General features: G+C 45.3%; 9 protein-coding genes. 4 read left to right on the top strand and 5 right to left on the bottom strand.

Annotation, left to right across the window (positions count from 1 at the left end; genetic code table 11):
* The first annotated feature begins 493 nt into the window (after positions 1-493).
* From J4N37_RS06030 to nspC, 3 genes are all read left to right on the top strand, one after another.
* On the top strand, positions 494-3,370 hold the full coding sequence (locus J4N37_RS06030; RefSeq protein ID WP_252041905.1) for a pyridoxal phosphate-dependent class III aminotransferase: 2,877 nt from the start codon (positions 494-496) through the stop codon (positions 3,368-3,370).
* Positions 3,371-3,388: 18 nt separating this feature from the next.
* Entirely contained in the window at positions 3,389-4,642 is a 1,254-nt protein-coding gene (locus J4N37_RS06035) for a carboxynorspermidine synthase (RefSeq protein WP_252041906.1), read from the top strand.
* A gap of 246 nt (positions 4,643-4,888) precedes the next feature.
* Complete coding sequence (gene nspC, locus J4N37_RS06040; RefSeq protein WP_252042110.1) at positions 4,889-6,022, top strand: carboxynorspermidine decarboxylase; 1,134 nt, start codon at positions 4,889-4,891, stop codon at positions 6,020-6,022.
* A 73-nt stretch (positions 6,023-6,095) separates the two neighbouring features.
* Here nspC and J4N37_RS06045 read toward each other — a convergent pair whose 3' ends face one another.
* Together J4N37_RS06045 and J4N37_RS06050 are read right to left on the bottom strand one after the other, a co-directional pair.
* Entirely contained in the window at positions 6,096-6,608 is a 513-nt protein-coding gene (locus J4N37_RS06045) for a glycine cleavage system transcriptional repressor (RefSeq protein ID WP_010447563.1), read from the bottom strand.
* 241 nt (positions 6,609-6,849) lie between these two features.
* The gene (locus J4N37_RS06050) at positions 6,850-7,752 is read right to left on the bottom strand and encodes a DUF3943 domain-containing protein (RefSeq protein ID WP_010447565.1); all 903 of its coding nucleotides are present in this window, start codon (positions 7,750-7,752) and stop codon (positions 6,850-6,852) included.
* A gap of 199 nt (positions 7,753-7,951) precedes the next feature.
* Here J4N37_RS06050 and J4N37_RS06055 point away from each other — a divergent pair, with 199 nt between their 5' ends.
* Complete coding sequence (locus J4N37_RS06055; RefSeq protein ID WP_252041907.1) at positions 7,952-9,184, top strand: CinA family nicotinamide mononucleotide deamidase-related protein; 1,233 nt, start codon at positions 7,952-7,954, stop codon at positions 9,182-9,184.
* A gap of 88 nt (positions 9,185-9,272) precedes the next feature.
* Here J4N37_RS06055 and yfaE read toward each other — a convergent pair whose 3' ends face one another.
* The 3 genes from yfaE to nrdA form a co-directional block, all read right to left on the bottom strand.
* Positions 9,273-9,551 (bottom strand): class I ribonucleotide reductase maintenance protein YfaE, encoded by a 279-nt coding sequence (gene yfaE, locus J4N37_RS06060; protein ID WP_010447568.1) that lies wholly within the window; start codon positions 9,549-9,551, stop codon positions 9,273-9,275.
* Positions 9,551-10,684: a class Ia ribonucleoside-diphosphate reductase subunit beta gene (gene nrdB, locus J4N37_RS06065; protein ID WP_010447569.1), complete on the bottom strand. Its 1,134-nt coding sequence runs from the start codon at positions 10,682-10,684 to the stop codon at positions 9,551-9,553. Before nrdB ends, yfaE begins: the two co-directional genes overlap by 1 nt.
* An 81-nt stretch (positions 10,685-10,765) precedes the next feature.
* Positions 10,766-13,048 carry a class 1a ribonucleoside-diphosphate reductase subunit alpha gene (gene nrdA, locus J4N37_RS06070; protein WP_010447570.1) on the bottom strand — a complete coding sequence of 761 codons (2,283 nt, stop codon included), beginning with the start codon at positions 13,046-13,048 and terminating at the stop codon, positions 10,766-10,768.
* Positions 13,049-13,195: the final 147 nt, after the last annotated feature.

Consider the following 13,195-nt stretch of genomic DNA (forward strand, 5'->3'; position numbering starts at 1 on the left):
TTGTTATTGTGATCTTAATCAATATGAAACTGATGAAAACGTATTGCCAGAAGATTTTATTCTGTGATAAATTCGCGCGCAATCTCGGAGCGTAATTTTACGTCATTTGATTCTCTGGGGGATACGCGCAGCGACCATTCAAGCTGATTGTGACACTGCGTAGGGTAGGTATCGACAAAGCCTTTTGTTGATAGACGGGATACTAGTGCTGTAGAAGCGGCATGTTAATGGGAAACCCAACATTGAAACCTTTAAATAAACACACACTAATCAGCTTCATACTACCGAAATGTCCTGTTTTACAAAACGGGTGCATTACGGAGCCTTGATTACTCCCCAAGCTTAATAAAAGTCACGCTTTTTGTGACGGGTTATCTGTATTTGTCGTTTAATCGATGACGAATGCGGAGGTGTATCTGTATCTCCTGTTATTTAATGCTAACGATAATAAATACAGGATAGAGAATCATTCTAATTCAAGGGGTCATGTAGTATGAGCACTGCCTTTGAAGTCGATAATACTATCGCAAACACTTTTTCTACTCAGGTTCCAGTTGTTGATGGAACGTATGATTTAACGCCAGATCAAATCCTTATTGAACAGGCGGAACATGAATCTGAGGTTCGTTCTTACCCACGTCGTTTACCAATAGCGATCAAGCAAGCCTATGGCTGTTTGGTTGAAGATACGCGTGGTCAAATCTTCCTAGATTGTCTTGCAGGGGCCGGCACTTTGGCTTTGGGTTACAACCACCCAGAAATCAACCAAGCGTTAAAAGAACAATTGGACTCTGGCCTACCGTATCAGACTCTCGATATTGCAACGTCTGCTAAAACCCATTTCATTAAGTCTGTGAAAGGCTTCCTGCCTCAAGAACTGAGTGATAATTGTGTGATTCAGTTTTGTGGCCCTTCTGGTGCAGACGCGGTTGAGGCAGCAATCAAGCTGGCCAAACAAACTACCGGTCGTAACACCATGTTTGCTTTCCGCGGTGCGTACCATGGTATGACAAACGGTACCATGGGGATGATGGGCAACTTAGGCACTAAAGCTCGCCGTACTGGTTTGATGTCAGATGTACACTTTATGCCATTCCCTTACAGCTTACGTTGTCCATTTGGTCTAGGCGGTGACGAAGGGGCGAAAGCGAGTATTCGTTACATCGAGCGTCTGCTCAACGATGATGAAGCGGGCATCATGAAGCCTGCTGCGATTATCGTGGAGCCTGTGCAAGGTGAGGGTGGTGTTATTCCTGCGCCTGCATTCTGGCTACGTGAGTTGCGCCGCATCTGTGATGAGCACGGTATCCTTCTGATCTTTGATGAAATTCAATGTGGTGTGGGTAAATCTGGTTACAACTTCGCATTCGAAGAAGCAGAGATCGTTCCTGATATTTTGTGTTTGTCTAAAGCGATTGGTGGCGGCTTACCAATGTCGCTGCTTGTGATCAATAAGCAACACGATACGTGGAAGCCAGGTGAACACACCGGTACGTTCCGTGGTAACCAACTTGCTATGGTCTCAGGTGCGAAAGCACTCGAAATCATCCAACGCGACAATCTTGTTGAGCACGCAAACGTTGCAGGCCAGTATCTACGCTTTGGTCTTGAGAGCATTCAAAAACGCGTTAACTGTATCGCAGACGTTCGCGGTAAAGGCTTAATGCTGGGTGTTGAAATTAAGAATCCAAACGGCGAATTGAACAAGTTCGGTGAGCCTCTCGCTGATGGTCAGCTTACTCTTGCTATCCAACGAGCGGCACTTGAGCGTGGCTTGATGGTAGAAAAGGGTGGTCGTGATGGTTCTGTAATTCGCTTCCTTCCTCCGCTTATCATCTCTTTCGAGCAAATCGACTTTGCTCTACGAGTTCTTGAAGATGCGATCATCGCAGCAGGCGGTAGCCATGTTGAAACATCGCAACAAGAAGAATGGAAAAAGCACTTCATTCATACCGGTGAACTTGGCAGTGCTGAATTTGCGTCTGTAATGAATCACACGACAGCGGCGATGAAGTCGGTATTCGAACAAGTGAACGCACCATACTCAGGTATGAATCCTCAGTTTCTAGAAGCTGCAATTAATGCTGTCGATCTGGATAACAAAAATGCATCGCTGAAATCGGTGATTGATGAAGCGGCAGAACTTGTCGCTAAAAACGCGATCTTCACTCAACACCCTGATTGTATTGCTCACTTGCATACGCCTCCTCTGATGCCTGCAGTCGCGGCAGAAGCGATGATTGCAGCGTTGAACCAATCAATGGATTCATGGGATCAAGCATCTTCTGCGACTTACGTAGAGCAAAAAGTGATTAACTGGCTGTGCGATAAATACGAGCTTGGTGAGAAGGCGGATGGCATCTTTACTAGCGGCGGCACACAAAGCAACCAAATGGGCTTAATGCTGGCGCGTGACTGGATTGCTGACAAGCTTAGCAGCCACTCAATCCAAAAGCTGGGTCTTCCTGATTACGCAGACAAACTTCGTATCGTATGTTCGAAGAAATCGCACTTCACGGTTCAAAAGTCAGCATCTTGGATGGGACTGGGTGAGAAAGCCGTGATGACCGTCGATGCGAACGCTGATGGCACAATGGACATTACTCAGTTAGATCACGTTCTAACTCAGGCAAAAGCAGAAGGTTTGATTCCATTCGCTATTGTTGGCACCGCGGGTACGACCGATCACGGCGCAATTGACGATCTTGATTTCATTGCTGATATGGCAGTGAAACACGAAATGTGGATGCACGTGGATGGCGCTTATGGTGGTGCACTGATTCTTAGCAGCCACAAATCGCGCCTGAAAGGTGTAGAGCGTGCGCACTCGATCAGTGTCGACTTCCACAAACTGTTCTACCAAACAATCAGCTGTGGTGCTCTACTGGTTAATGATAAGTCGAACTTTAAGTTCCTACTTCATCATGCTGACTACCTGAACCGTGAACACGATGAGCTACCAAACTTGGTGGACAAATCTATTGCAACGACGAAGCGCTTTGATGCATTGAAAGTCTTTATGACGATGCAAAACGTCGGTCCTAAGGCGCTTGGCGATATGTACGATCACTTGCTAGTACAAACGCAACAAGTAGCGGACATGGTTCGTGACCACGAGCAGTTTGAACTTCTGGCTGAGCCAGCGCTTTCTACGGTTCTATTCCGTGCAACAAACGCTTGTGCAGATTTAGATGAACTGAACAAAACATTGCGTCTTGAGGCGTTGACTCGCGGTATTGCAGTTCTTGGTGAAACCATCGTTGATGGTAAGACCGCGCTTAAATTTACGATTTTGAATCCTTGTCTAACGACAGCGGACTTTGAATCTTTGCTCTTGAAAATCAACACGCTAGCAGTTGAGCTAGTTTAATAAAGGTAACGGAAAACTATGGCAGTTCTACAGATTGGTGCAGGCGGCGTTGGCTGGGTTGTTGCACATAAAGCAGCACAAAACAACGACGTTCTGGGTGATATCACTATCGCATCACGTACTATCGGTAAGTGTGAGAAGATCATCGAATCGATTCAGAAGAAAAACAACCTGAAAGATTCAGCTAAGAAACTAGACGCGCGTGCAGTGAATGCTGACGACGTAGATTCTCTGGTTGCTCTTATTGAAGAAGTAAAACCGGATCTAGTGATTAACGCGGGTCCTCCGTGGGTTAACATGCCAATCATGGAAGCGTGTTACCGAGCAAAAGTTTCATACTTAGATACATCAGTAGCGGTTGATCTATGTTCTGAAGGTCAGCAAGTACCTGAAGCTTACGACTGGCAATGGGGTTACCGTGAGAAGTTCGAAGAAGCGGGCATCACCGGTATCCTAGGTGCGGGTTTCGATCCAGGCGTAGTATCAGTATTCGCGGCGTACGCAGTGAAGCATCTGTTTGATGAAATCGACACTATCGACGTAATGGACGTGAACGCAGGCGACCACGGTAAGAAGTTTGCGACCAACTTTGACCCAGAAACGAACATGCTTGAGATCCAAGGCGATTCGTTCTACTGGGAAAACGGCGAGTGGAAACAAGTACCTTGTCACTCTCGTATGCTAGAGTTCGATTTCCCGAACTGTGGTTCACACAAAGTGTACTCAATGGCACACGATGAAGTTCGCTCAATGAAAGAGTTCATCCCTGCAAAACGCATTGAGTTCTGGATGGGTTTCGGTGACCGTTACCTAAACTACTTCAACGTAATGCGTGATATTGGCCTACTAAGTCCAGAACCACTAACGCTACACGACGGTACAGTAGTTCAACCTCTACACGTACTAAAAGCGATGTTGCCTGATCCAACGTCTCTAGCACCTGGCTACACTGGCCTAACGTGTATCGGTACTTGGGTTCAAGGTAAGAAAGACGGTAAAGAGCGTAGCGTGTTTATCTACAACAACGCAGACCATGAAGTCGCGTACGAAGACGTAGAACACCAAGCGATCTCTTACACTACAGGTGTTCCTGCAATCACTGCTGCACTGCAATTCTTCCGTGGCAAGTGGGCTGATAACGGCGTGTTCAACATGGAACAGCTAGACCCAGACCCGTTCCTAGAAACAATGCCAACGATCGGTCTAGATTGGCATGTTCAGGAGTTGGAAGCAGGTCAGGGCTTACCGCTGATTCACGAACTGAACAAATAAGTTTTATCATTAAACTTGTTTAGATAATTCGAGCAGTCATGGCGAAAAGCCGTGGCTGCTTTTGTTGTATTTGAGGTTAACCCCTCCCAGCCTCCCCTTAAAAATGGGAGGAGCAGAAACAGATCGAGCTTAGTTTCCAATCTTCCACTTTTAAAAGGGGGGAAGCTGAGGCAAACCGAGTACAGTTTACACTCTCCCTTTTTAAGGGGGAGTTAGAGGGGGTTAATGGTTGATAAATGGTTAGTTATGAACAAAGAACAGCTTAAAACCCCGTACTTCATGATCAATGAAGACAAACTGGTTGAGAACTTAGAAAAAGCGAAGCAGCTGAAAGATATTTCTGGTGTGAAGCTTGTGTTGGCGCTTAAGTGCTTCTCAACATGGGGCGTATTCGACATCATCAAGCCTTACTTAGATGGCACTACCAGTTCAGGTCCGTTTGAAGTGAAGCTTGGCTACGAGACTTTTGGTGGTGAAACGCACGCATACAGCGTTGGCTACAGTGAAGATGACGTACGTGAAGTAGCAGATATCTGTGACAAGATGATTTTCAACTCGCAGTCACAGCTAGCGGCTTACCGCCATATCGTTGAGGGCAAAGCGTCTATTGGTCTTCGCCTTAACCCAGGCGTAAGCTACGCAGGTCAAGACTTGGCTAACCCTGCACGTCAGTTTTCTCGTCTAGGCGTACAAGCTGACCACATCAAGCCGGAAATTTTCGATGGCATTGATGGTGTGATGTTCCACATGAATTGTGAGAACAAAGACGTGGACGCGTTCATCGGCCTGCTGGACTCGATCTCCGAACAGTTTGGCGAATACCTAAATAAACTCGATTGGGTTAGCATGGGTGGCGGTGTGTTCTTCACATGGCCAGGCTATGATATCGAGAAGTTAGGCCTAGCGCTGAAAGCGTTCTCTGAAAAGCACGGTATACAAATGTACCTAGAGCCGGGTGAGGCAATCATCACTAAAACGACGGATCTTGTCGTTACCGTGGTAGATATTGTTGAGAACGTGAAGAAGACTGCAATTGTGGATTCGGCTACGGAAGCGCACCGCTTAGACACACTAATCTACAATGAACCTGCGTCTATCCTAGAAGCATCTGAAAATGGTGAACACGAGTACGTTATTGGTTCTTGCTCTTGCCTAGCGGGTGATCAGTTCTGTGTGGCGAACTTCGAACAGCCATTAGAAATTGGTCAGCGTCTACACATTCTGGACAGTGCGGGTTACACCATGGTGAAGCTAAACTGGTTCAATGGTCTGCGCATGCCATCTGTGTACTGCGAACGCTCAAACGGTGATGTACAAAAACTGAATGAATTTGATTATTCAGATTTCAAGCGTTCTTTGTCTCAATGGACAGTGAAGTAATCCTATTTCATTTGGTTGAACGTAAAAAGAGCAGCAAAACGCTGCTCTTTTTTAATTTATAAGCTAGGGCGTGTTAGCTTTCGATAATCACACGAGTATCTTCACTGAGCGACTCAAGCTCATTCACCACATCATCCACTTCAACTTCACTTGGTAGTTTGATCGCCAGTTTCGCGCTGAACAGACTTGAGCTTATACCGCCGCCGCCTGCAATGAACACCCGTTGACAGTCCATATCTAGGATAGAGATACCTTGGTTATCAAGCACATGAGTGATCTCATTGACAATACCTGCGCGGTCATTGGCGTCTAAACGTAACTGGAATATAGTTTCTTCACGATGTGAGTGTGGTTCTGAGTCAACAAACTTAACCACTAAGGTTTGACAAGCTGTGAACGCATCTTTAACGGTATCTACGTTCTCTTCAGGGAGCTCAACTTTAATTACGCCAGCGACTTGGTCTTCGATAAAGTTCACTTTACTGATTAACCATTTCCCACCATTTTCATGGGTAGCTGCGGCGAGTTGTTTGATGGTAGCTGGCGAAGCCTGACCGACAAAATTAACGATAAATACTGTGTTCATAATGTCCCCTCCCGGAATAAGGTTTGGGTGCGGCACTGTATACGTAATGCTGCAGTTGTTGGACCTTCAGTGATCGATACTTAAGTCCTTGGAATAATGCCTTTTATTTCAGTGTAGGTGTCGCTGGGAGGTTATGTTTGACTAAAGTCAATTTTTAACTCTAATTCGTGATGCAAATAATGAAAATTATGCTCAGGGCACAAAAAAAGCAGCCGTTCGGCTGCTCATTGGAGATTTTATTTTAGAAGGTAACCTTCATTTCAAAACCATAGAAGACGTTGTCATAGCTAGCGCCGGCATCCATCGCAAACTTAGCGGCGTCTTGGTTTCCGAACCAAGGAGATGAAGCAAACTGGAACTCTGCGCTGCCGCCCCAAGCATCCGATACCCAATAATGAATATGACCAACCGGGTTAAGGAAGAAAAGTGACACGTCGCCCATTGTTTCTGAGCCCATCACTTCACCACCATTGGCAACAATGTCTTGCTCAGCTGTTAGCATCATTTCACCGACAACCGCACCGAAGAAAGGTGTGATAAAAATGTCTTGCCACGATGGAACTTCTGCAAAGGCTTCTACACCGTATTCCCAAAAGAAAGTCGACATAGTTGCAGAGTACAAGAAGGATTCGAACTCGTTGTAACCTGCGTGTCGTGCTGCCGTGTAGTATACGCCACCGAAGTATGGGTGCATGATGTAGTTAAGAAAGTGTTCATCACGATCCCAAACTGGACCACTTGAAACGTTGTCTTTCCATTTGCTACCTAGCTTACTCATGTCACGATCTTCTTCGTCCCACTTAGTAATACTTTCTGGTAGAAAAGTCATCAAACCTACCGTCGCCACACTTAAACCAAGGATGGTGTAAGTTTGACCCATAAGGTAATCCCAATCTTTGTCAGTTGGAACAATAACGTGTTTTGGTTGAAGACCTGCGTCGAGGTTTAAAGAATCATCATTATCCAGTCCCATAGCAAAACGACGATTTTGTGGTTCGAAGCTATACAGAGTGGTCGTTTCGCAGTAACCTGACAAGCAATCAGGCTTGTAAGAGAACTCAATATGGTTGCTCATATCGTACTGACTTGCATTTGCCGCAGCAGATGCTGTCAGAACAAGACCACTTAAAGTTTTCTTGAACATGGATGATTTTGACACAAAGGTCTCCGAGTTGTTGGTTGGATGATCGAGTTCACAATTATCCCTCAAAAGAACAGCCATTTAAATACTTGACCTACATTTAATCTCAACGAATTGACTAAGAGATTAGTCCAATAAAATGAAAACGATTTAGGCACAATGTCGAAAAAAAGTGAATTTTGCCTAATTTCAGGAGTCAGTTGTGAAAATTGCAATGCTTAGTACCGGTGAAGAGGTGCTTCACGGTGATATTGTTGATACAAACGCAGCTTGGTTGTCGAGCTTATTTTATCAACATGGATTTGGCTTAACCAAACGATCGACAGTTGGAGATAGCCTTTCAAGCTTACTCGAAGAGTTTTTGATGCTTAGCTTCAATAACGATGTGGTTATTGTAAACGGTGGTTTAGGACCAACAACGGACGACATGAGTGCCGCAGCGGCAGCAAAAGCGGCAGAGTGTAAGTTAGTGCTATTTAAGGACTGGTTAGATTATCTAGAGGCAATGTATGCCCGTCGTGGTATACCAATGCCAGACAGTAATTTGAAGCAAGCGATGTTGCCGGAAACTGCAGAGATTGTTGATAACCCAATTGGTACGGCTTGCGGTTTTAAAATGCTGATCAATGATGCCGTGTTCTATTTTACGCCGGGAGTTCCAAGTGAATTTAAGTTGATGGCGGAAGCTCAAATTCTGCCAGACTTAAAAAAACGCTTTCCAGACGTAGAAAGCTCATCATGTAGTCGAATTTATACCTTTGGTCTTTCTGAATCCGGGATATCTGACAAACTTGACCAAATGAAGCTACCTCAAGGCTATGAACTTGGGTATCGCTCTTACTTACCTTTCATCGAAGTAAAATTGTTTGGCCCATCCAATCAATTGGAACAGCGTATGAAGCTAATGCAGCTTATTCATAAACACTTGGAAACCAATACTGTAAGTGTTGATGTACCGATGGTTGAGCATATTGGTCGCTTACTGTTAGAGAAAGGGCTTACCTTGTCCGTTTCTGAGCAAAGCAGCGCTGGGCACCTGACTTATTGGCTTAATGGCGATGAAAATGTAGGGAAGCAATTTGGTCATGGCTGGGTGCTGCCTGGGCAAAATAAGACAATAATGGATGAAGGCGATACGTTGGCTGCGACTTTTGCCCTTGCCGGAGCGACACGAGAGAAATGTGGCACAGATTTAGCGTTAGTAACGGGGAAACTTGATGATGGTGTATTTTCCGTCGCTCTTTCTACCTCTGTGGGAGAGTGGGGGGCGCTCTATAAGTTATCGAGAAAGTACCAGCGCGATGACCAAGTAAAAGTTATCAGTGCTGCAGCGTTAGATTTATTACGCCGTTACTTAGAGCGCAAGCCAATGGCAGCTCAATATGCATTTTTAGAAAAAGTCAAAGAGATGCACATTCCAAACAGTGTGCTTTAAATTCTTGATGCAAAGAAGATAAATATTTCTAGATGACAAAAAGCCAAGGCGATCGCCTTGGCTTTTTTATGTTCGGTAGGGCGGTAGTCTACGCGCGCTTTTCTCTCATCGCGTAGTTCACACCGCTAAGCGAAAGGTCAGATTTTGCCTTACAAATACAGGGTAAGATTTCGTCTGGCTGGATGTAAGCCATTGCAAAACCAACATACTCCACTTCACCCGACTCCAACTTACAACGACAAGCTCCACAGTGCCCGTCACGACAGTTGTATTCAGGTAATAAGCCTGCTTGTTCCATCGTCTCCAAAATCGTATTGGATGGGTTGGATTCAATGCTCACGAGTTTGTTGATTTTGATATTTGGCATTACAGCTCAAACCCTTCGAAGTCGTCTGCACTTACTTCATTGTCAATCTGACCAACAAGGTATGAAGAGATTTCTGCTTCTTGCGGTGCTACCTGAACGTTATCCGATGACAACCAAGCGTTGATCCATGGGATAGGGTTGGACGTCGCTTCAGGGTACGCTGCAGGCAGACCTACCGCTTGCATACGGATGTTAGTGATGTACTCAACGTATTGGCTCAGGATGTCTTTGTTCAGACCGATCATTGAACCATCTTTAAATAGGTACTCAGCCCACTCTTTTTCTTGCTCAGCCGCTTCTTTGAATAGGTCAAAACACTCTTGTTTTGCTTCTTCAGCAATTTGCATGAATGAGAAGTCATCTTGACCGTTACGTAGCAGGTTGATCATGTGTTGCGTACCGTTCAAGTGAAGTGCTTCATCACGAGCGATCAGCTTGATGATTTTCGCGTTACCTTCCATTAGTTCACGCTCTGCGAAAGCGAATGAACAAGCGAAACTTACGTAGAAGCGGATTGCTTCTAGTGCGTTTACTGACATCAAACACACGTACAGTTTCTTCTTCAGATCGTACAGGCTAACTTTAACCGTTTCGCCGTTCAGAACGTGCTCACCTTCACCGTAACGGTGGTAGTCGTTTGTCGCTTGGATCAGATCATCGTAGTAGTGTGCGATGTCTTTAGCGCGCTTTAGGATGTGCTCGTTTTCAACGATGTCGTCGAATACCACACTTGGATCATTCACGATGTTACGGATGATGTGCGTGTACGAACGAGAGTGAATTGTCTCCGAGAAAGACCATGTCTCAATCCATGTTTCTAGCTCAGGCAGAGAAACCAGTGGAAGTAGTGCTACGTTCGGGCTACGGCCTTGAATTGAGTCAAGCAGCGTTTGGTACTTCAGGTTTGAGATGAAGATGTGCTTTTCATGATCTGGTAGCTTGTTGTAATCGATACGGTCGCTTGATACGTCAACTTCTTCTGGACGCCAGAAGAAAGACAATTGTTTTTCGATTAGCTTTTCGAAGATCTCGAATTTTTGTTGGTCGTAACGAGCAACGTTCACTGATTGACCAAGGAACATTGGCTCCTTTAGTTGGTCGTTTTTGTTTTGGTTAAAAGTACTGTAAGCCATAATGCCTCAATTCCTTTTAGACCTCCCCAAAAGGGGAGGTGTTCGATTGTTTGTTTCTACAGATTGTTAGGGTGCGGGAGATTAAATCTTACAACCGCCGCCTGCACAATCGTCATCTTGTGGTTGAACTGCGTCTTTCTGGTCGTCTTTCGCACCGTCACGAGTGTTATGGTAGTAAAGCGTCTTCACACCAAACTTGTATGCAGTTAGAAGGTCTTGAAGAAGTTTCTTCATTGGAACCTTACCGCTCTCGTAACCAGAAGGGTCGTAGTTTGTGTTTGCAGAAATCGCCTGGTCAACGAACTTTTGCATGATGCCCACAAGGTGTAGGTAACCGTCGTTAGAACCGATGTTCCAAAGCAGTTCGTAGTTGTCTTTCAGTTCAGTGAAATCTGGTACAACTTGCTTCAGGATACCGTCTTTCGACGCTTTAACAGATACGAAACCGCGTGGTGGCTCAATACCGTTTGTCGCGTTAGAGATCTGAGAAGAGGTCTCAGATGGCATTAGCGCAGTCAGTGTTGAGTTACGTAGACCGTGTTCCATGATCTCTTGACGTAGGCTATCCCAATCGTAGTGCAGTTCTTCTTCACAGATTAGGTCAACGTCTTTCTTGTAAGTGTCGATTGGCAATAGGCCTTTCGCGTAGTTCGTTTCGTGGAACGAAGGACACTTACCTTGTTCTTTTGCTAGCGCTACAGACGCTTTCAATAGGTAGTATTGAATCGCTTCAAATGTACGGTGAGTTAGACCGTTTGCGCTGCCATCAGAGTATTTAACACCGTTCTTCGCTAGGTAGTATGCGAAGTTGATAACACCAACACCCAGCGTACGACGGTTCATTGTCGACTTGTATGCTGCTGGTAGTGGGTAATCTTGGTAATCAAGTAGGGCATCTAGTGCACGCACTACAAGCTCTGATAGTTCTTCGAAATCATCTAGAGATTTGATAGCACCTAGGTTGAACGCAGACAGCGTACACAGTGCGATCTCACCTGAATCATCTTCAACGTTCTTCAGAGGCTTAGTTGGCAGCGCGATTTCCAAACATAGGTTTGATTGACGAACTGGCGCTACTTCTGAATCGAATGGGCTGTGAGTGTTACAGTGGTCCACGTTCTGAATGTAGATACGGCCTGTTGATGCGCGCTCTTGCATTAGCAGAGTGAACATTTCGATCGCTTTAACCGTTTCTTTCTTGATTGAAGGATCGTTTTCGTATTTCACGTATAGACGTTCGAATTCTTCTTGGTTTTCGAAGAATGCGTCATATAGACCTGGTACGTCAGATGGTGAGAACAGCGTGATGTTGCCACCTTCTACTAGGCGTTGGTACATCAGTTTGTTCAACTGAACACCGTAGTCCATGTGACGAACACGGTTTTCTTCAACACCACGGTTGTTCTTAAGTACCATTAGCGAGCGAGCTTCGCCGTGCCATAGTGGGTAGAACACAGTCGCAGCGCCGCCACGAACACCACCTTGAGAACAACATTTCACTGCTGTTTGGAAGTATTTGTAGAACGGGATACAACCTGTGTGGAATGCTTCACCACCGCGGATCTCCGAACCTAGCGCACGGATACGACCTGCGTTGATACCGATACCTGCACGTTGAGAAACGTAACGCACAATTGAGCTTGCTGTCGCGTTGATAGAATCAAGGCTATCACCACACTCGATAAGTACACATGAGCTGAACTGGCGAGTAGGGGTACGTACACCAGACATAATCGGTGTAGGTAGTGAGATCTTGAACTTCGACGTCGCATCGTAGAAACGCTTGATGTAATCAAGACGCGTTTCTTTCGGGTAGTTAGCGAACAGGCAAGCAGACACAAGGATGTAAAGGAACTGAGCACTTTCGTAGATCTCACCCGAAACACGGTTTTGTACGAAGTACTTACCTTCTAGCTGTTTTACTGCAGCGTAAGAGAAATCGAGATCGCGCTTGTGGTCGATGTACGCATCAAGCTCATCTAATTCTGCTTTTGTGTAGTCTTCTAGGATATGTTGATCGTACTTACCCATATCAACAAGACGAGACACGTGGTTGTAAAGCGTAGGCGGCTCATATTGACCGTATGCTTTTTTACGTAAGTGGAATACCGCTAGGCGAGCAGCTAGGTATTGGTAGTCCGGAGTCTCTTCAGAAATCAAGTCTGCAGCAGACTTGATCATCGTCTCATGGATATCTGACGTGGTGATGCCGTCGTAAAACTGGATGTGAGCACGTAGTTCTACTTGTGATACTGAAACGTTGTTAAGACCTTCGGCAGCCCAAGTGATAACGCGGTGGATTTTCTCCAGATCGATATTTTCTTTGCGGCCATCACGCTTAGTGACGGTAAGTTGTTGGTTCATTCTGCTTTATTTCCCTAAGAAAACTGATAAAAGCCGTATTTTTGTTTGTTTATGTGCAAAACTTGTAAAAATTGCGGTGGCTTTGTGATCAAAGTCTATCTATATATTGTAGCTTAAACACAACATATAGGGGTTAATTTGTTTGCG

The sequence above is a fragment of the Vibrio sp. SCSIO 43153 genome, from assembly GCF_023716625.1.
GTDB classification, from domain to species: Bacteria; Pseudomonadota; Gammaproteobacteria; order Enterobacterales; family Vibrionaceae; genus Vibrio; species Vibrio rotiferianus.

Coding starts and splice junctions, on each gene's coding strand:
- J4N37_RS06030 (WP_252041905.1), top strand. CDS start 494: ATGAGCACTGCCTTTGAAGTCGATAATACTATCGCAAACACTTTTTCT.
- J4N37_RS06035 (WP_252041906.1), top strand. CDS start 3,389: ATGGCAGTTCTACAGATTGGTGCAGGCGGCGTTGGCTGGGTTGTTGCA.
- nspC (WP_252042110.1), top strand. CDS start 4,889: ATGAACAAAGAACAGCTTAAAACCCCGTACTTCATGATCAATGAAGAC.
- J4N37_RS06045 (WP_010447563.1), bottom strand. CDS start 6,608: ATGAACACAGTATTTATCGTTAATTTTGTCGGTCAGGCTTCGCCAGCT.
- J4N37_RS06050 (WP_010447565.1), bottom strand. CDS start 7,752: ATGTTCAAGAAAACTTTAAGTGGTCTTGTTCTGACAGCATCTGCTGCG.
- yfaE (WP_010447568.1), bottom strand. CDS start 9,551: ATGCCAAATATCAAAATCAACAAACTCGTGAGCATTGAATCCAACCCA.
- nrdB (WP_010447569.1), bottom strand. CDS start 10,684: ATGGCTTACAGTACTTTTAACCAAAACAAAAACGACCAACTAAAGGAG.
- nrdA (WP_010447570.1), bottom strand. CDS start 13,048: ATGAACCAACAACTTACCGTCACTAAGCGTGATGGCCGCAAAGAAAAT.